We start from the raw sequence: 18164 nt of genomic DNA on the forward strand, positions 1-18164 counted from the left end.
TCTGCCATGAAACTTATCACCGCAGTGATCAAGCCCATCCGGCTTGAATCCATTTGTTCCGAATTGGAAAAGGCCGGCTTCTCCGGAGTGACCGCCACTGAAGTCCAAGGCCGTGGTGCCCAAGGTGGGCGCACCGAGTACTACCGAGGACAAGAATTCTCCGTGATGTTCCGGAACAAGATCCGCCTTGAATTACTGGTCTCAGATCCTGACCTTGAACGCGCGCTGGAGATTATCGTCAGCACCGCCAAAACCGGGCAGGACGGCGAAATCGGTGACGGAAAGGTCTGGGTCACCTCTTTGGAACAGATCATCCGCGTGCGTACCGGTGAAACCGGCGAAGCAGCCATTTAACTTTTGAACCTCTAGAAAATTCCAGCAAGGGAGCTCCCGAATGACTACTATCAACTTCCGCTACCTCAGCGAGCAGGACATGATCGCCGCAGGTGTCACCGATATCGCTCGTTGCACCGACGTGATGGAAGAAGCGTTGATCCTGCTTCGCAACGGGGACTACCGGATGGCCGGAGAAAACGGCAACTCGCACGGCGCCATGATCACCTTCCCGCAGAACCCAGTCCACGAAGGTATGCCAAGTGATGGCCCGGACCGCCGCTTCATGGCTATGCCGGCTTACCTCGGCGGACGTTTCGGAACTACCGGCGTGAAGTGGTACGGCTCAAACACTGAAAACCGTGCCAAGGGTCAGCCACGGTCCATTCACCTATTCACTCTGAACGACACCGATACCGGTGCGCCGATGGCCGTGATGAGCGCAAACCTGCTCAGCGCCTACCGCACCGGAGCGGTTCCGGGTGTGGGAGTGAAGCACCTGGCCAAGCAGGACGCCAAGGTCGCCGCCGTGGTTGGTCCCGGCGTGATTGCCAAGTCCGTCATTGACGCGACCCTGTCGCTGCGCCCGAGCATTCACACCGTGACCGTCAAGGGCCGCTCGGCTGCTGGCGTGGAGTCCTTCGCTCAGTACATCCGTGAAAACTTCCCTCAGGTGACCTCGATTGTGGCCGCTGAAACCATTGAAGAAGCCATCAAGGACGCGGACGTCATCATGGCGACCACCAGCACCGACATTAAGGGTTCTGATGCCTTCCCTTACTTCCCAACTGAGGCCATCAAGCCTGGCGCGCTCCTGTTGCTACCAGCGGCTGCACGATTTGATGATGACTTCATCATCAACGATGCCCGTCTGATCCTGGACGCCCGTGGTCTGTATGACGCATGGGCTGAGGAATATGGAACTCAGGCCTATCAGCTGCTGGGCATTCCAGGTACTCACTTCCACGATTTGATGCGTGATGGCAAGCTGCCAGAATCAAAGCTTGAAGAGATTGCAGACGTTGCCACCGGCAAAATTCCAGCTCGCCGCAATGATGAGGAAATCATCCTTTACTCGGTCGGTGGCATGCCGATTGAAGACGTCGCCTGGGCTACCGATTTGTACCAGTCGGCCGAGGAGAAAAACATCGGCCAGGTGCTGAACTTGTGGGAGACTCCGGTCCTCGCCTAAAGATTTAGGTCCGTAGTCGGACCTTGATAAACGTAGATCCCCGAAAAGCGGAGTGTGGCCGCTTCTCGGGGATCTGCCATATCCGGGACAGAATTTATCTGCCGTGGAAGGGATGCCGTGGTCGCTGCAGTTTGCCCGACGGACCCCGGCGGGTCGATCCACCTCGCGTCCAGCTCGCTCAGTCTCGACGTCGAGTATCTAGGGGAGTTCTATTACCGGTGTGATGAACTCATACGTTTGGGAGGCAAAACACCTGCTCGCTTTCGTACTGCCGCCGGCCTAGCAAGACATGAATCTATCTCAACCCTGCGGTGCTATCGGTTTCCGAAGCTCTCAGAAGTTCTGCCTATTTTCCTCCGCGTTACACCGCTCCGTCCGCAGGGGAATCGCCCAACGTCGACTAGAGAGATAATGCGTAAAGGTCAGGCACCGGATTATCAATCGTTATGTTGCTTCGGTCTGAAAACGGTATTTGAAAGCGGTGCATAGGCATACCATCCAGTGCTTTCTCCCCGACGGGTAGCTTCCCTTGCACGCGATACTTCCTCTTCAAAATCTTTAACCTCAACGGCCAAGGAATCGAACACTGCGGCAGCTTCAGGGTTGAGGGCTGGTCCCCTCCCTTGAAATTTGCGTTTTGGTGAGCCTTCCAAGGACGTGACTAATTCGATTTCGAATTTATCGCCAAGTTCATCAGCCACACGTTGCGCTAATCGTTCACCCTCTGCAGCGAATCTGCGAGCCACACCTGCGGATTTCCACTCATAGTCATGGTTCAATCCGTCATAGTACGACTGTTCCCACTGCGAGAGTTCGTGTGTCAAAGTACCGGACAGCTTGGCAGTGTCGTACTCGATTGGTTCGTTAAACCAAAGCACCGTGTTTGCATAATCCGGAAACAGGCGCACCGTTGACGGCGCGGACTCCTGTGAAGAATTCATACCGCGATCATACCGACGCAGACCAGTAAGGCGCATCCTCATAATTGCCACCCCTTGGGGACGGTAAAGCGACGGAAAAGACTACCCGGCAGATCCACTTCGCGTGCTATTGCTCCATTCCCGTAAGTCGAACGCTCTACGGGACAGTCGGCGCACTAATCAAGTGGATCGTGGCACGACCGATGCGTAGTGCCACGCAAGAACGGCGTTTCTATCGTTCGTACAGGCGTCCGGTATCCCGTACCCGTGTAACGTCACTCTGACTCAAGTTTGCGCGAACTCCTATTGCCCGGGCGGATGTGCCATGGGGTCTCCTGCAGGAATGGGAATCACTTAGTTCTGTATTCCCACACACCACGGAAAGCGGGAATACAGAGATCGGGGATTCCCAGTTGCTATTCCAGTAATTCGGACAGTTCTTCTCAGACCACGGCAATGGCCACCGGTGGCATCCACCCTCTGCGATTTTGAAGTCGGGTCCGGAATTTGCGCACGGCAGCTTGGCTTCGGGCAAAATCTGCCCGAATTCAGGTGAAGAGATCCAACCCCGGCTACTGAAGCAACGATGCTAAGGCATCGGCCAAAGCTGCCGCGCCAAGTTCCGCGTCAGCGTCTTCTACATATTCTTCAGGGGAGTGGGAGATGCCGTTGGGGTTGCGAACAAAAATCATGGCACTCGGTACGTGTCCGGCGAGTACACCAGCATCATGCCCCGCACCGGTATCGAGTACCGGAGTGTTGGGCAGCGCCAGTCCAAGCTGCCCCGAAAGCTTTGCATCAAAACTTACCGTTGGACTCAATGATTCTTGGGAGAAATCGAGGCTGCAGCCCTCTTCAGCTGCAATAACCTGCGCCGACTCGTGAATCTCTTGGACAACACCGGCCGTAACCGCATCATCTGGATGGCGCACGTCCAGCCAGTAGTCCACCCGCGAGGCAATGACATTAGTTCCGCCAGGAACCGGTTGCAGCCGGCCCACTGTAGCTCGCGCTTTATCCCGTGTGCGGGCAATCTGCTGCACCGCGGCAATGCTGCGGGCTGCAGCCACCATCGGATCCTTGCGGTCAGACATCAGCGTGGTTCCTGCGTGGTTACCTTGTCCTCGCATGCTCAACTTCCAACGTCCGTGGCCGAGGATGGATCCGCCGATGGCCACCGGGTGATCCAGATCCGCCAGCCCGAGTCCCTGTTCCACATGCAACTCGACAAAGACACCAATCTGTCCCAAGAGGCGGCGGTCTGGGCCGATGAAACGTGGATCTAGCCCATTGCTGGATGCTATGTCGGCAAAACTATTGCCGTCAGGATCCCTCAGATTCAACGCCTTGTTTCGGTCAATGGCTCCGGTGAGCAGACGCGAGCCCAAGCAAGCCACACCAAAGCGGGAGCCTTCCTCTTCCGGGAACACCACGATGGCCATGGCACGGGTGCGCGCCAGATTCTTTACCTGCATCAGATCAAAGGCAATCAGCGCGCTGGCTACGCCAAGCGGCCCGTCAAAGGGTCCGCCACCCGGGACCGAGTCGAGGTGGCTGCCGGTGACAACTGCATTGGTGCGGATTCCTGTGGGCAGATCCCACCAGGCCCAGAGCGCGCCGTTTCCGTCTTCCTCAACGCTTAGCTGCCGTCTGGTGGCTTGTTCAATGAACCACGTGCGCAGGTCGATTTCAGCACTGGAATACACCGGGCGGGAATAGCCTCCGCGCAATGGGTCTTGCCCGGTGCCGGCGATGCCAGCCATGACCTCGGCGACCGTCGCAGTGGGAAGGTGTAGCGGGATGTTGAACAAGGGATTCTCCAAAATAGCTTGCTGCTGGGACTTCTAGACCATGGCTTTGGCGTGGGATGCGAGGCGGAAAAGCTCAGGGGTTTCCCGCACCCCGGTCGCCAAGTCCGCGGCAAGCTCGCCGAGCAGCGGGCCGAACTTGGCTCCATGCCCCGAGCAGGGCGAGAAGATGGTGATGCCGTCAACTTCATCCACGATGAAATCCTCAGTGGGGGTTGCGCTGAAAATGCAGGTGGTTTCGGCGTAGGGCGTTGGTTCCAGTCCGGGAAGGTACTTTTTGACGTACTCGATCACGCGTTCGCGGTTGGCTGGATCAATCTGGCCGTTTTGCTGGCTGGCAGTATCCAGCTGGCGTCCGGCCATATATTCGGCAACCTTTTGTCCGCGGAAGTTGGCGTCACGTCCGCCGGGCAGGCCATAGGACTTAAAAGCAGGGTCCTTGTGGATGTAGGTTGGCCATGCTTGGCGTGCTTCGGGATCCTGGTCGCGGTAAGGGAAGTGGAAGGCATTCTCTTGATATACAACCATCTTGGGAACGCTGCGTACAAAGCCTGATGGCAGAGGGAGATTTCCCAGCAATTCTGGCAACCAGCCGCCTGCGGCCACGATGATTTTGGATGCCAAGTAGGTGCGTCCATCTGCGGACGTGAGTTTGTATCCGTTAGTTGTTGCCTCGACGGAAGCGACTGGCCACTGGGTTTCCACCTGGGCGCCATAAGCCTTGGCTTGAGCCACCATTGCCTGAACCGAGCGTTCGGCGTCCAGCACTCCGGCACCTGGGTGCCAAAGGACTTCGGTATCAAAATTGATTCCGTTGAAACGGTTGCGGGCCTCGGCAGCGGAGAGCAATTCATGTTCCACCCCGGCGTTGGCGAGAATCCCGGCGAGCATACGTGGATTGCGCAGGGGTCCGTAGTCCGCTGAACCGCAGGGGTTGATCAGCTGGCTGCCGCTGGCCTCTTCGAGCTCATCCCAGGCTTTGCGCGCTTGAACAACAAGGTCCGTGTAGAGCTGGTTGGGGTAGCCATAACGGAAGATGCGTGCTGAGCCGTGCGAACTGGCATCGTCAGCGGCGGGCACTTTGCGCTCCAGCAGGGCAACTTCATGGCCTCGCTGAGCCAACCTCCATGCTGCCGAGGAGCCGGCGAGGCCTGCTCCGATGACAACGTATTCTGCAGAGGGCGACTGGGACGAGGTGCTCATGGCTTGCTCCTGATCTGGGCATCTTTGTTGTTCTACCTCTAGTAACCCACGAATATTATTAGGGCGTCCAATACATTTTTCCTAGACATTATTAGTTTTGTGCAAAAATTGAGTGCATGGAACTCCGCCACCTCCACTACTTCCTCGTTGTTGCAGAACATTTGCACTTTGGCCGCGCAGCCGAAGAACTTCGCATGTCTCAACCACCGCTGACCGTCGCGGTGAAAAAGCTGGAACAAGAGCTGGGCGTGCAGCTCTTTGACCGCACCACTCGCAGCGTGATTCTCACGCCCGCGGGGCGGATGTATCTGGACCGCATCAAGCCATTGCTGGCGGATCTGGATAAAGCCAATCAAGAACTGACCGAGGCAGGACTGGGGCTGCGCGGACGGCTCAATGTCGGATTTGTCAGCTCTGCCAGTTATGCCACCATGCCTTCGGCGCTGCGCAGGTTCCGCGAACTGCGGCCCAATGTTGAGCTGGTGCTGCACCCGCTCACTACCGACGAGCAGATTGAAAAGCTGCTAGAAAATAGTCTTGATCTCGGAATTCTGCGTGACCCAACAAGAGTGCCCGGCGTCGAATTGCAGGAGATCCATTCGGAGCCACTGGTGGTGGCGCTTCCGGCGGGCCATCGTTTGGGTGCCAATGAGCAGATCAAGGCAGAGGATCTCGCCGATGAAGACTTTGTCCTTTTCCCCTACAAGTACATGAGTGGTTTCTACTCGCTGGTGCATTCATTATTCGATGGTCGTACGCCGCCTCGAATTGTCGAGCGAGCCATTCATCAGGAGACCATTCTTGGGCTGGTCGCTGCCGGGCTGGGAGTCTCAATCCTGCCTGCATCGGTGTCGCGCTTCCAGATGCCTGAAGTCTCGTTCCACCCGTTGGTCGGTGAGCCAAAGACGCGGCTCTATGCGGGTACGGGTACTCCGAATCCTGCGGCACAGGCTTTTCAGAAGTGCTTGCTTGAGGCTGACCGCGAAGGCTGAGTAAGTACGTGGCGCGAATGGGGTGGGCTACGAGTTTTCGATAGCATGCTGAATATGTCTGGTCTTGAATCTGAACCATCAGTGGAGAATCCTCCTGCTTTTTCACGTTTTCTGCCCGGAGGCATCCCACTCACGGGGGCATTTGCCAGGTTTGGCGGAAAGCTCTATGAATGTGGGTCAGCAAAGCTGCCATCTGGTGAGTATGACCATGGCATGCTCGTGCTCTCCTCCATCGAGGAACGGCCCGGGCCGGAGTGGCAACTAACCTGGCGGTCTCAACTTGGTCCGCTTGCCGGATTTACTGAGTGGAGCAGAGTCGTTCATCGGAGTCAGGCCGAAGAGACATTCTGGTGCCGCAATTACCTAGTGTGGCAAGGTATAGGATTCTCAGGGTCGACCAACGTTCATGAAGAAAAGTATGTCGGGATGTTTTGGGAGCACTCGCGCAACATTCCCGAAGAGAAACTTCGCACCCTCAAGAAATACGAGCGCCTTGATGCCGTCGAGTGGTTCGCGCTAGTGCCACTCGACGACCTTGAGACGCTTAAGATTTATCGCGAGCAGTGGCCCGAGAGTCCGAAAAAACCGAAGAAATCTTTTTGGAGATTATTCCGATAGCCGGATATCCACTAGGCGATAGTTCCTTCAAGTTGGCAACTAGACCGATCGACACAAATTGGGTGTGCTCCATTGCCCTAGAACCTAAGCACCAAAGAGATTGCGATTCAGGAATTCGTTGCGGAATTTGCCCGCAGAATCCAAGCGCTGAGCCAACTCGATAAAGTCATTGAACTTCGGGTACAGCTTCTGCAGATCGGTTGACGTTGCTGCAAAGAGCTTGCCCCAATGCGGACGAGCCGCAAAAGGCGCGAGAGCTGATTCGACGTGCGGCAGGATTGTCTCCACTTCCTGCTGCTGCGGCTTCCACGTAAAGTGCAGGGCAATACCGTCGCGGCCGTAGTTGCCGCTGAGCCACAACTCATCGGCGGCAATGGTCCGCACCTCAGCCACCAGCAATAACGGGGTGATCACCGAGGACAGCTCGCGCATCGCGGTAATGGCTTGAACAGCGTATTCACGCGGAACCAAATATTCGGTCTGCAACTCATCACCGGCACTGGGCATGAAGTCCATGCGGAAATGGGAGAGCCGATCGGACCAAGGCCCGGCCACCCCGAGCTGTTCGCTGCAGATCGCGCCATCGGCTCCGGGCAATGGGTGCATCGGAGCGATCGCCGCCAGACCGCCAAATTTTCCCTGATCAATATCATCGAGAAGGGCATCACCAACACGACGCTTGAGCCATGTTTGGCCCACCAAGTCCCCGCTCCAATCGGTGAACAGGCTGACGCTGTAGGCGGAAGCCTGGATTCCATCAAAGTTGTCCAGAACTTTGTCCCAGGACAGCTGCTCATACACGGTCTGTTGCACATCAAAGCTCGGAACGATATCCAAGGTCAGATGAGTGATCACGCCTAGCGCACCAAGGGACACTACATAGCCGTTGAATTCCGGATCGTTTCGATTGACCGAGAGCTGCGAGCCATCGGCCAGCACGAGCTCGACTGCGCTGACTGCGGTTGCCAGGTTGCCGTGGGCTTCGCCCGAGCCATGGGTGCCAGTGGATACCGCGCCGGCCACCGAAATATGCGGCAGGGAAGCCAGATTGTGTAGCGCAAAACCGGCGGCGTGCAGCGCATCGGCCAGCGCGCCATAGGTGATTCCGCCACTGACGCGCACGTTCATGGCCTGCGCATCGATATCAATGACTTGGGGCATCTTGGCCAGTGAGATCATGGTTTCGCTGGTATCGGCAATGTCATTAAATGAATGGCGGGAACCGAGCACGCGCACCTTGCTGGCGGCGCGAACCTGTTCCTGCAGTTGCTCAATGCTGGTGGGGTACAGCAGTTCGCTGGCCCGGTACTCAAGGTTTCCAGCCCAGTTGAGTTCCTTGGTCTCTAGCTCCACGGCAGATCCTTACTTCTCTAGCCACTGGCTGGAAACCAGCGAACGGTAGCGTTCCAAAACATGCGGTGTTGCTTCTGTCGCAGGGACTTCGGTGGAGTCCTGGGTCCACTGCGGGAATGCTCCGGCCAGCACACCGGCAGCTTGCCGTGCCGCGCCATCAGCCACATACTCGCCAGGGGCCGGAATGATAATCGGCAGGCCCAGCACCTGGGCTGCAATCTGCTGCACCGCTGTGGACTGCGCTCCGCCGCCCACCAAGATGATGCGCTGGGCTTGAACCCCTTGGGCCTCAAGCGCGCGCAGCCCATCGGCTAGCGAGCAGATGATTGCTTCCACCGCGCTGCGAGCCAAGTTGGGTGCAGTGTAATTCGCACGGGTGATTCCGTGCAGCGAACCCGTGGCATCTGGCAGGTTCGGGGTGCGCTCGCCGTCGAAGTAAGGGAGCAGGGTCAGGCCATTGGAGCCCGGGTTGGCTGACAGGGCGAGGTCATTGAGCTCTGTCAGGCTCACCTGCAACAGGTTGGCGGTGGCATCAAAAATTCGGGTGGCGTTTAGCGTGCACACCAGTGGGAGGTAGTTTCCGGTGGCATCGGCAAACCCGGCCACCAGCCCGCTGGTGTCTGCAGATGGGGCATCGGCAACCGCGAAGACCGTGCCGGAAGTGCCCAGGGACATCACTACATCACCAACGGTGGCGCCAACCCCCAGTCCGGCGGCGGCGTTATCACCCGCGCCGGGACCGATCAGCGCGCCGGTGGCGGTGCGGCCGATGGATTCCAGCGGTCCCGCCACCGCAGGCAAAATCGGGGCGTGCCCCAGATGCTGCTCCAAGGCTTTGAGGTCATAGGATTTTTCGGCAGCCCGGTAGTACCCGGTGCCCGAGGCATCGGAGCGGTCGGTGCCTAGAGCGGCCAAGCCTTCGACACCGCTGCCCGGGCCATAACCGGCAAGACGCCAGGACAGCCAGTCGTGGGGCAGACAGACCGCGGCGACCTTGGCCGCGTTGTCCGGTTCATGGTCCTTGAGCCAACGTAGTTTGGCCAGGGTGATCGAGGAGACCGGAAGGGTGCCGGTACGCTGCGCCCAGTAGGCGGCGCCAGCCTCGCTGTCACCGTCGCCGGCCTCGGTGATGATGTCGCGGGCCGCCTGCGCGCTGCGGGTATCGTTCCACAGCAGCGCAGGGCGGATCACCGCACCGGTGGCATCCAGCACGACCATGCCGTGCTGTTGCCCGCCCACCGAGATCGCAGCCACATCGTCCAGGCCGCCGGCCTGGGCGATGGCTTCTTGCAGGGCGGCGAACCAGAACTCCGGGTCCACTTCGGTGCCTTCCGGGTGGCTGGCGCGTCCGGAGCGGATCAACGCTCCGGTGTCAGCGTCGCGGATGACAACCTTGCAGGACTGGGTGGAGGAGTCGATGCCGGCTACAAGCGTCATTGAGTGTGGCTGCTTTCTACGGTGGGTTCTGGCGGGGTTTAGCGCGAGCCGAGCAGGTGCTCGATGGCCAGCTGGTTCAGGCGGATGAAGGCGAAGTTGCGCTGCGCGGCAGCATCGGCGTCAAAGCCTGCGAAGCTCGCCGAATCGCTCATCAGATCCGCTGCGCTTTCTCCGGCGTTCAGGGTGGTTTCGCCCAGTTCGAAGACACCCGAGGTCTTCATGGCTTCCTGTACTTCTGGATCCGCGCGGAAGGCCAGGGCGCGTTCCTTGAGCAGCAGGTACATGGACATATTGGCCTTGGCTGAGTCCCACACGCCGTCGTAGCCGTCGGTGCGCGATGGCTTGTAGTCGAAGTGGCGTGGGCCGGTGTACTTTGGCCCGCCGTTGGGGAAGCCGTTCTCCAGCAGGTCAACGGTGAAGAATGCGCTGGTCAGATCGCCGTGGCCGAAGACCAGGTCCTGGTCGTATTTGATGCCGCGCTGGCCGTTGAGGTCAATGTGGAACAGCTTTTCGGCCCACAGCGCCTGGGCGATGCCGTGGGTGAAGTTCAGGCCAGCCATCTGCTCGTGGCCGGTTTCCGGGTTCAGGCCGACGATGTCGCCGTGTTCCAGCTGCTCGATGAACGCCAGGCCGTGGCCGACGGTTGGCAGGAAGATGTCGCCGCGTGGTTCGTTCGGCTTTGGCTCCAGTGCGATGCGCAGGTTGTAGCCCTTGTCCTTGATGTAGCCAGCTGCCGTGTCCACGCCTTCGCGCATGCGGTTCAGTGCTGCGGCCAAGTCCTTGGAGCCGTCGTATTCGCTGCCTTCGCGCCCGCCCCACATGACGAAGGTTTCGGCGCCCATCTCGGCGGCAAGATCGATGTTATGCAGGACCTTGGCCAGTGCGAAACGGCGGATCGAGCGGTCGTTGGAGGTGAAGCCGCCGTCCTTGAATACCGGGTGGCTGAACAGGTTGGTGGTCACCATCGGGACCTTCAAGCCGGTTTCTTCCAGGGCTGCGCGGAAGTCAGACAGGATCTTTTCGCGTTCAGCCTCGGTGGCGTCAAAAGGAATCAAGTCATTGTCGTGGAAGGTGATGCCGTAGGCGCCGAATTCAGCGAGCTTGTGCACGGCTTCTACCGGGTCCAGGTTCTTGCGGGTGGCGACACCGAATGGGTCGGCGCCGGTCCATCCCACGGTCCAGAGGCCAAAGGTGAAGTGGTCTTCAGGGGTCGGGGTAACGCTCATCGTGATACATCCTTGGATCGAGAGGGTTGGCTTTCACCATTTAGTTTATGTCCTGAACTATATGGTCGCTCATGCGCTAGAGTCAATAGCGAGCAATGAACGATTCACCCAAAAAATTCTTTAGGAGAAGGCATGCGCCAACCAGCGACTACTGCCCGAGCTACCACTTCTGGTGCGCCGGGCAACGTTGCAGATGTGCGCAAAGCCAACCTAGCTAGGGTCTTGTCGGTGATCGCAGCTGCAGGGGAGGACGAGCGGTTATCCCGCGCCGATATCGCGCAACTCAGCCAACTCACCAAGGCCTCGGTTTCCAGCCTGGTCACCGACCTACTGGCTGCCGGGTTGGTCACCGAAATTGGCGTGCACCGCGACGGGGAGCGTGGCCGACCCTCGGTAGGTCTGGTCCTGAACCCCGCGCGCTGCGTGCTTGGCATGGAAATTAACGTTGACTACATTGCCGCCGGTCTGGTGGACCTCAGTGGCAAACTGCTGGCTCACGAAGTACTGCCCCGCGCTAATCACAGCTCAACAGCAAGCGAAGTACTTGCTGCGCTCGGAGAGTTGAGCCAGAGGCTCCAAGCTGCTGCCCAGGCCCAGGGTCTGATGATCCTCGGCGGAGGATTAGCCGTTCCCGGTTTGGTCAACGAAGAACATTTCACCGTCCTGCAGGCACCAAACCTTGGCTGGGTTCAGCAGGAACTCGACGTGGCAGCATTGCTGCCCGAACCCAAAACCCGCTTCCGGCTCTTTAACGAAGCCAACGCCTCAGCACTGGCCCAACAGCAATTGATGGATGCCCAAGAGAACGACTTCCTCTTTGTCTCCGGGGAAGTGGGCATTGGTGGCGGATTGATCATCGACGCTGAACTTTTTGTCGGACCCCAGGGCCACGCCGGCGAACTCGGCCATGTGGTGATCGCACCCGATGGCAAAACCTGCAGCTGCGGCGGACGCGGTTGCTTGGAAACCGTTGCCGGGCAGGAAGCCATTTTGGCCGCCGCCAACCTCGGCGCGGGCGTCGACAGCGCGCCGCGTCAAGAGCGAATCAGCCAGCTCTACCAAGCGCTGGAGGCTGGCGAAGAGCCAGCGTTGAGCGCGGTATCCGAGGCCGGAAAATCCTTGGGGATCGCGGTGGCCTCGGCCCTGCGACTCTACAACGTTTCCACCGTCGTCTTTGGTGGTCACTTCGCCGCACTAGAACAATGGATGCGTCCTGCAATGGAAGCTAGCCTCCAAGTGCACGCGCCGAGCATCGCCGGTCAAGCGCGGTTGCTGTGCTCGACGTTGGGCCAAACAGGTGCGCTGGTTGGAGCCGCGCGCAGCGTGGTGGGGGACTTATTGGAAGCTCCTTACCAGCTGGTGGATTAGGGAGTGCCGACGGGCTGCTGAAGTTCGGTCACCCAATCTGCTTGGTCTTCGGATACAGCGCGCACGTAGACTTCGCGGCACGGGCCGGTCGGCACCAAACCTCGGGTCAAGACTTCCTCATGAACGGCCTGCCAGCTTTCATGAATAGTGTCCATTGAGCCAAGGTGCACTCCGCAAATTGCTTCAGGCACGGCGGGAAGCTCGATGATCTCGACACCGGCCAGGCTCTGGGCGCTAGTGGCATACCCGGCAATGACCTCTACGCCATCCTCGGTACCGTTGTACTGCGCAACGGGTGTGGCAAGGCTTTGGCCCTGAATGGACTGCGCGATCTTGTCGAAGAGTGGGCCGATGCGGCCGGCGATTTCAGGTTGCTCGGCCACGGTGAAGCGGCCGGCCGCCAAACGCACTGCGGGCAATGGCTTGTGAATGATTTCAATGCGTGACATGAGCTTCTCCTTGGAGATCAGTTGTAGACGTCGTTGCACTTCACGTAGGCGCTGCATGGCTAGCTGGTGTTCAGTCTCTACTTGCGCCTGACGAATGAGCAAAAGTTCGGAGATCTTTCCAGCAGTTGCTCCCTGAGCCAGACTTAAAGAGATCTCTTCGAGCCCAAATCCCAAATCGCGCAGAGCAACAATCTGATGCAAGCGCTGTAGCTGGGACGGATCATAGGAACGATAACCGCTGAACGGGTCCACATGGGCAGGGGTGAGCAGACCGGACGTATCCCAATGCCGCAACATGCGGTGGGTGACCTGACCAATCTGCGCAAACATCCCGATGGATAACATTCTTCAGTTCTCCGCCCTCACACTGTGTCAGAGTCAAGTCTGCGCGAGAATGTCATTGATATCCATGTTTAAGCTCGACTTAGTGACGTGTACTCAGTCGCACATCGTTGAAACCCGAGGAAGCCAACTTGGTATGGCAAATGAAAACTTCGGAGAAGTGAGGTTTGCATCATTAAGGCGCATAGATCGTACTGCGATGACGATTCATGCTGTGTGTTTCTGCTGACGGGTTACTACGTGACACAAGGATCGCTTGGGGCTCTTGGCTTCGAACTGGATGGAATGTTTGCCGAGGTCATGACGTTGCTAGCAGCGTCACATAGCGTTGCTGTGGATAATTAGTTTCATCAAAAGCCCTACAAAGAGCCTTGAAAATCGCGTGAAGATTCAGCAAAGGTATCAAGAACTCGATATCAAAGAGTTCCGTGGGTAAAAAGTAAGCATCTACCCGATCAGCCAGATGCTTACTTTTGATGAAAATCTATCTAGAGCCAGCCTGGTGAAATTACCAGTTGCATGCCTTAGCAGCGTTTCCCTTGATGACACTGGTAGCTATCCCCTTGCGCCAACCAGGCCAGCTTTTACGCTTACTTTCTAAGTCGATATTTATCGTTCCTGCAAGCCCCACAACATGACAGTTCCATTGTTGCGCCATCGTAGCTTTTGCCATGGAACGAGGATGATGTTGACGTAGATCGTCTAGACCCATTTTGTAAACGTAGCTTGGGTTGAAAGGTTGGTACCAACGCGCGAGCGCAGTAACTGTCAACCTGATCTCCCATCCACCGTTTTTCCATCGTTCCCACTTGACCTGTTTGATAATCCCTTTTGAGTAGGCAGGATCCGCAACTACTGGATACGTGAGATTCTCAACAGAATGATGGTCAACGACTTGAACTATGGCGTTTCCTTCAATCTCGTAGCGCGTATGAACTTCTAATCCGTTAGCATCCTTAGCCCAAGGAGGAGCAAACCCGCCTATCAGGTCTCCATTTTTAGATTCAATCAGTACACCACCCTCTACTTCGCGCATTGTGGCATCATCGGGAAGGTCTAAGTGGTATTCAAAACGCTCAGTAGATCTTGGATCGTTGATGACAGTAGCGATTTGAACGTCGCCGCTATCTTTGACAGATGTGACGGTGGAGAAGTCTGCGCCTTCATTCGAAATCACACCAGGGGCTAGGGCCATAGCTGATGCTTGATTTTCAGAGGGGCGAAGGATTTCGATGCTCTCTGAACCAGTGCCAATTCTTATGGGCTTCCCAGGCTCTCTTGGAACAACGATTGCAGTTTCAGCGACATGAAGATCAAACACGTTGGAGGCTTTAGAAGCTGCAATGTCTGCGGAGGTTCCTAAAACGTCATGTGAAGTGTCATCTGAAACAGCAGCGAGGTTTTCAAGTGCCGCGGTGGTGCTTTTAGAAACTGGCTCTTGGGGCTGTGCGAAGACGACGGTTGGCGCGCAGACAAGCGCGCCAACTATAGACAGGGCGAAAAATTTAGCACGGATATTTTGGGACAAAGCATCTCCGAGAACGGAATGGAAGGTGGACCGGATAGATGGTATGAATTAACATATGAAAGCACAGGATAAGAAGTTTTTCATCATTTCATTGATAATCATCATACTAGTAGTTATAGGTATATTATTATTTATTACATCCGGCGTTCTGGCTAATTTCCTTGACCCTGACCCTGAGGCGGGGCTGGTCATAAGCAAAATATCTGAACTCTAAACCGCTAACCTCGAAGTTTCGTGGCGGTCCACTGCTGAATACGGGTAGCGTGAAATCTCGGTACATCGTAGAAACTGAAACTCATAGCTTCGAAGACAGCGGATCTCATTACTATGTATGTCCTGTCTCGTCACTTTGTGGACACACGAACTGACGAATCTTCAAGTCGCTACGCTTAAATCTTTGGAAGCGGTAGCTGCTAGTTATAGTCTTCGAGAGTGAAGACCGCTCAAAACTCATTGCGCTATGTGAACCTAGTCCGAATGCTCTGGGCGCTTATCACTCTAAGTGCCATCGTAGCCACCTATGTGGACACCGCGTCACGAGGACCGGTATTGCCGATGAACTTCTTTGGGTACTTCACTATCCAGTCGAATCTTGTGGTCGTGGTGGTCGGACTTATTGCCGGGGGAATAGGCCTAGCCAAGGGTGCTTCGGTACCTCGCTGGGTTGTGGGCCTGCGTGCTTTAGCAAGTGTGTGCATGGTGGTGGTCGGTCTGATTTACCTCACCTTGTTGGCACCCTTAGGTGCTGCGGGCGGGGTGCCGCTGCCCTGGGCGAATTGGGTGATGCATATTATCGGTCCACTGGTGGTCATTGCCGATTGGCTCTTGGCGCGGGACCGTAGATTTTTGTCCTACGCGGTAGTGCCACTGTTACTGGTGTACCCGTTGCTCTGGACCGGGGTAGTTCTAGTTCGTGGAGCCACCGATGGCTGGGTTCCCTACCCATTCCTGAGCCCAGAGCAGGGCTACGCAACGGTTGCCTTGTATGTCTTTTGCATTGCTGTGCTCTTCGCTGGAATCGCGTTTCTTGTGCTCGCCTATGGACGTCGCGGGCGACACCGTGACGTACAACTCGAGATTCACTAATCGTTTCGGTAAACTTTGGTCGTAAGAGCCCCTAACTCTTGCAGCGAACCTTCGGGTTTTAGTGAGCAGGACAGGGGCATATTTTTTGCCCGGCACCGTGCCGGGACGGCGTGAAGCACGCCGCAACCGCTGCTTTATGCAAGGGGGAGGATCCCATGCCAGCAATCGTGATCGTCGGAGCACAGTGGGGCGACGAAGGTAAAGGTAAGGCCACCGATCTACTCGGTGGACTGGTCGACTACGTAGTGAAGCCCAATGGTGGTAACAACGCAGGGCACACCGTGGTCGTTGGTGGCGAGAAGTACGAGCTTAAGCTCCTTCCAGCCGGCATCCTTTCGCCGAATGCCACTCCGATTATCGGCAACGGCTGCGTGGTGAATCTTGAGGCCCTCTTCGAAGAAATTGATGGTCTTGAATCCCGTGGCGCCGATACCTCGAAGCTACGCGTTTCAGCTAACGCGCACCTGGTGGCTCCGTACCACCAGACCATGGATAAGGTCACCGAACGCTTCCTGGGCAAGCGTGCCATCGGCACCACCGGACGCGGCATCGGCCCGGCCTACATGGATAAGGTCGGACGCCTCGGCATCCGCGTGCAGGACGTCTTTGACGAGTCGATCCTGCGCCAGAAGGTTGAAGGCGCACTGCGCCAGAAGAACGAACTACTGGTTAAGATCTACAACCGCCGCAGCGTTGAGGTTGAGGAAATTGTTTCGTACTTCCTCTCCTACGCTGAGCGTCTGCGCCCGCTGGTTATCGACTCGACCTACGAGTTGAACAAGGCACTAGATGAGGACAAGGTTGTTCTGATGGAAGGCGGCCAGGCTACGTTCTTGGACGTGGACCACGGAACCTACCCATTCGTGACCTCATCGAACCCAACTGCCGGTGGCGCATCGGTTGGTTCAGGTATTGGCCCAACCCGCATCACCCGTTCCATTGGCATTATCAAGGCGTACACCACCCGTGTGGGTGCCGGTCCTTTCCCAACTGAGTTGTTTGATGAAATGGGTGTCTACCTGCAGAAGACCGGTGGTGAGTTCGGTGTGAACACTGGCCGCCCACGTCGTTGCGGTTGGTATGACGCAGTTTTGGCTCGCCACGCTTCGCGCGTGAACGGCTTTACCGACTACTTCGTGACCAAGCTGGATGTGCTTAGCAACATTGAGCAGATCCCAGTGTGTGTTGCTTATGACGTAGACGGCGTGCGCCACGATGAGATGCCAATGACGCAGACCGATTTCCACCACGCGAAGCCGATCTTTGAGTACTTCCCGGGCTGGACCGAGGATATCTCGGGCGCCAAGACCATGGAAGATCTTCCGGAGAACGCCCGGAACTACATTCTGGCTCTGGAAAAGATCTCCGGTACCCGGATCTCTGCTATTGGCGTGGGTCCGGACCGTGACCAGACCATCGTGCGTCATGATCTGATCCAGGACTAGTTCCTAGATATTAGGGAGCTATCGCAGTTCATTCATTGAATGAACTGCGATAGCTCCTTTTTCGTGCGCTCGACTCCTTTGACGACGATGGTGGTTTATCCACAAGATTCTTTGCGCTCTTCAAACGCTTACTATCAAGGCATAGAATATAAGTGCCTAAGGATGAGTGATGAGTACAGCGCCACTAGAAGAACGTAAGGTCGAAGATCTTGCCCACGCTCTTGGTCTCCCAACCGGGGAGATGGACCTCCGGGTCTTGCATGACGCCCTTCCGAAGATTCGTGTGCTTGTAAATCAGGAAATCAAAGCACAAGAACCAAAGACCAAAAGACGTTTAGCGATCGACGAACGTTTCGGAACCTTTTATGGCACGGAACGAGTCATGACGGAGCTAGCTGTTCGAACACCCCAGCAGTTAAGCGATAGGATTCGTCGTCATACGCTCTTGCGGGTCAAATTAGAAGACGGGAAAGTCAATGCCTATCCGGCCTTCCAATTTAAGAACCATGAAGTAGTTCCCGGCGTAAAAAAGGTTCTGCAGGTACTTCTGCCCGTTGCGGCGACCAATTGGAGCGTCGCGCGATGGATGACACTGTCCATGCCACAGTTGCAGGGTATGCGTCCCATTGATGTCTTGCGCGGTGAAGCCGAAACTGAGATTTCAGCTGATCTGGTATTCGAGGAGGCTCTGAGCACCAGGCAGGACTGGACTCGATGAGCCGGGCCCGAGCCCACCGAGTCTCCGCGGTAGTTTTGTCTGCTCAGGAAGTTGGCGAACTTACAGTTCGGAAGCTACCTCGGGGCACGCACATTTTTCGTTGTCATTCTAGGTACGCACGTCAACGATCTGGCGATCTCGTGAAA

Annotated in this window: 16 protein-coding genes; 8 read left to right on the forward strand and 8 right to left on the reverse strand. The window is 56.8% G+C overall.

Going from position 1 to position 18164, the window contains the following annotated elements:
- Positions 1-6: 6 nt before the first annotated feature.
- Complete coding sequence (locus tag AC1Z3F_RS15125) at positions 7-354, forward strand: P-II family nitrogen regulator (protein ID WP_483566181.1); 348 nt, start codon at positions 7-9, stop codon at positions 352-354.
- A gap of 40 nt (positions 355-394) precedes the next feature.
- Positions 395-1525 (forward strand): tyramine oxidase subunit B, encoded by a 1131-nt coding sequence (locus AC1Z3F_RS15130; protein WP_131090612.1) that lies wholly within the window; start codon positions 395-397, stop codon positions 1523-1525.
- A gap of 437 nt (positions 1526-1962) precedes the next feature.
- Here the strand turns inward: AC1Z3F_RS15130 and AC1Z3F_RS15135 are convergent, their stop codons facing one another.
- From AC1Z3F_RS15135 to AC1Z3F_RS15145, 3 genes are all read right to left on the reverse strand, one after another.
- Positions 1963-2466, reverse strand: a complete 504-nt coding sequence (locus AC1Z3F_RS15135; RefSeq protein ID WP_131090611.1) for a hypothetical protein — start codon at positions 2464-2466, stop codon at positions 1963-1965.
- 551 nt (positions 2467-3017) lie between these two features.
- Positions 3018-4256: an allantoate amidohydrolase gene (locus AC1Z3F_RS15140; protein ID WP_483566182.1), complete on the reverse strand. Its 1239-nt coding sequence runs from the start codon at positions 4254-4256 to the stop codon at positions 3018-3020.
- Between the two features lie 33 nt (positions 4257-4289).
- On the reverse strand, positions 4290-5456 hold the full coding sequence (locus AC1Z3F_RS15145) for an FAD-dependent oxidoreductase (RefSeq protein WP_061952768.1): 1167 nt from the start codon (positions 5454-5456) through the stop codon (positions 4290-4292).
- Positions 5457-5572: 116 nt separating this feature from the next.
- On the opposite strand from AC1Z3F_RS15145, the gene AC1Z3F_RS15150 reads away from it, so the two are divergent.
- Positions 5573-6448 (forward strand): LysR family transcriptional regulator, encoded by an 876-nt coding sequence (locus tag AC1Z3F_RS15150; RefSeq protein ID WP_061952770.1) that lies wholly within the window; start codon positions 5573-5575, stop codon positions 6446-6448.
- A 54-nt stretch (positions 6449-6502) separates the two neighbouring features.
- A complete protein-coding gene (locus AC1Z3F_RS15155) occupies positions 6503-7066 on the forward strand; it encodes a hypothetical protein (RefSeq protein WP_131090610.1) in 564 nt (187 codons plus the stop codon).
- Positions 7067-7150: 84 nt separating this feature from the next.
- Here AC1Z3F_RS15155 and AC1Z3F_RS15160 read toward each other — a convergent pair whose 3' ends face one another.
- Genes AC1Z3F_RS15160 through xylA form a run of 3 tightly spaced genes read right to left on the reverse strand, consistent with a single transcriptional unit; the run spans position 7151 to position 11082 of the window.
- Complete coding sequence (locus AC1Z3F_RS15160) at positions 7151-8419, reverse strand: FAD-binding protein (protein ID WP_131090609.1); 1269 nt, start codon at positions 8417-8419, stop codon at positions 7151-7153.
- Positions 8420-8428: 9 nt separating this feature from the next.
- Positions 8429-9856, reverse strand: a complete 1428-nt coding sequence (gene xylB / locus AC1Z3F_RS15165; RefSeq protein WP_131090608.1) for a xylulokinase — start codon at positions 9854-9856, stop codon at positions 8429-8431.
- 38 nt (positions 9857-9894) lie between these two features.
- Positions 9895-11082 (reverse strand): xylose isomerase, encoded by a 1188-nt coding sequence (xylA, locus tag AC1Z3F_RS15170; protein ID WP_131090607.1) that lies wholly within the window; start codon positions 11080-11082, stop codon positions 9895-9897.
- A 132-nt stretch (positions 11083-11214) separates the two neighbouring features.
- Between xylA and AC1Z3F_RS15175 the strand changes: the two genes are divergently transcribed.
- Positions 11215-12450, forward strand: a complete 1236-nt coding sequence (locus AC1Z3F_RS15175) for an ROK family transcriptional regulator (protein WP_131090606.1) — start codon at positions 11215-11217, stop codon at positions 12448-12450.
- Here AC1Z3F_RS15175 and AC1Z3F_RS15180 read toward each other — a convergent pair.
- Entirely contained in the window at positions 12447-13244 is a 798-nt protein-coding gene (locus AC1Z3F_RS15180; protein ID WP_131090605.1) for a MerR family transcriptional regulator, read from the reverse strand. The two genes, AC1Z3F_RS15175 and AC1Z3F_RS15180, sit on opposite strands and share 4 nt — an antisense overlap.
- 505 nt (positions 13245-13749) lie before the next feature.
- The gene (locus tag AC1Z3F_RS15185; protein ID WP_131090604.1) at positions 13750-14769 is read right to left on the reverse strand and encodes a hypothetical protein; all 1020 of its coding nucleotides are present in this window, start codon (positions 14767-14769) and stop codon (positions 13750-13752) included.
- Positions 14770-15201: 432 nt separating this feature from the next.
- Between AC1Z3F_RS15185 and AC1Z3F_RS15190 the strand changes: the two genes are divergently transcribed.
- The 3 genes from AC1Z3F_RS15190 (at position 15202) to AC1Z3F_RS15200 (ending at position 18018) form a co-directional block, all read left to right on the forward strand.
- Complete coding sequence (locus AC1Z3F_RS15190; protein WP_131090603.1) at positions 15202-15855, forward strand: Pr6Pr family membrane protein; 654 nt, start codon at positions 15202-15204, stop codon at positions 15853-15855.
- Between the two features lie 155 nt (positions 15856-16010).
- Complete coding sequence (locus AC1Z3F_RS15195) at positions 16011-17300, forward strand: adenylosuccinate synthase (RefSeq protein WP_131090602.1); 1290 nt, start codon at positions 16011-16013, stop codon at positions 17298-17300.
- Positions 17301-17469: 169 nt separating this feature from the next.
- Complete coding sequence (locus AC1Z3F_RS15200; RefSeq protein ID WP_483566183.1) at positions 17470-18018, forward strand: hypothetical protein; 549 nt, start codon at positions 17470-17472, stop codon at positions 18016-18018.
- The last annotated feature ends 146 nt before the right edge of the window (positions 18019-18164 follow it).

Source organism: Glutamicibacter sp. MOO4 (genome assembly GCF_056934395.1).

Coding starts and splice junctions, on each gene's coding strand:
- AC1Z3F_RS15200 (WP_483566183.1), top strand. CDS start 17,470: ATGAGTACAGCGCCACTAGAAGAACGTAAGGTCGAAGATCTTGCCCAC.
- AC1Z3F_RS15125 (WP_483566181.1), top strand. CDS start 7: ATGAAACTTATCACCGCAGTGATCAAGCCCATCCGGCTTGAATCCATT.
- xylB (WP_131090608.1), bottom strand. CDS start 9,856: ATGACGCTTGTAGCCGGCATCGACTCCTCCACCCAGTCCTGCAAGGTT.
- AC1Z3F_RS15155 (WP_131090610.1), top strand. CDS start 6,503: ATGTCTGGTCTTGAATCTGAACCATCAGTGGAGAATCCTCCTGCTTTT.
- AC1Z3F_RS15130 (WP_131090612.1), top strand. CDS start 395: ATGACTACTATCAACTTCCGCTACCTCAGCGAGCAGGACATGATCGCC.
- xylA (WP_131090607.1), bottom strand. CDS start 11,082: ATGAGCGTTACCCCGACCCCTGAAGACCACTTCACCTTTGGCCTCTGG.
- AC1Z3F_RS15150 (WP_061952770.1), top strand. CDS start 5,573: ATGGAACTCCGCCACCTCCACTACTTCCTCGTTGTTGCAGAACATTTG.
- AC1Z3F_RS15180 (WP_131090605.1), bottom strand. CDS start 13,244: ATGTTATCCATCGGGATGTTTGCGCAGATTGGTCAGGTCACCCACCGC.
- AC1Z3F_RS15135 (WP_131090611.1), bottom strand. CDS start 2,466: ATGAATTCTTCACAGGAGTCCGCGCCGTCAACGGTGCGCCTGTTTCCG.
- AC1Z3F_RS15195 (WP_131090602.1), top strand. CDS start 16,011: ATGCCAGCAATCGTGATCGTCGGAGCACAGTGGGGCGACGAAGGTAAA.
- AC1Z3F_RS15175 (WP_131090606.1), top strand. CDS start 11,215: ATGCGCCAACCAGCGACTACTGCCCGAGCTACCACTTCTGGTGCGCCG.
- AC1Z3F_RS15145 (WP_061952768.1), bottom strand. CDS start 5,456: ATGAGCACCTCGTCCCAGTCGCCCTCTGCAGAATACGTTGTCATCGGA.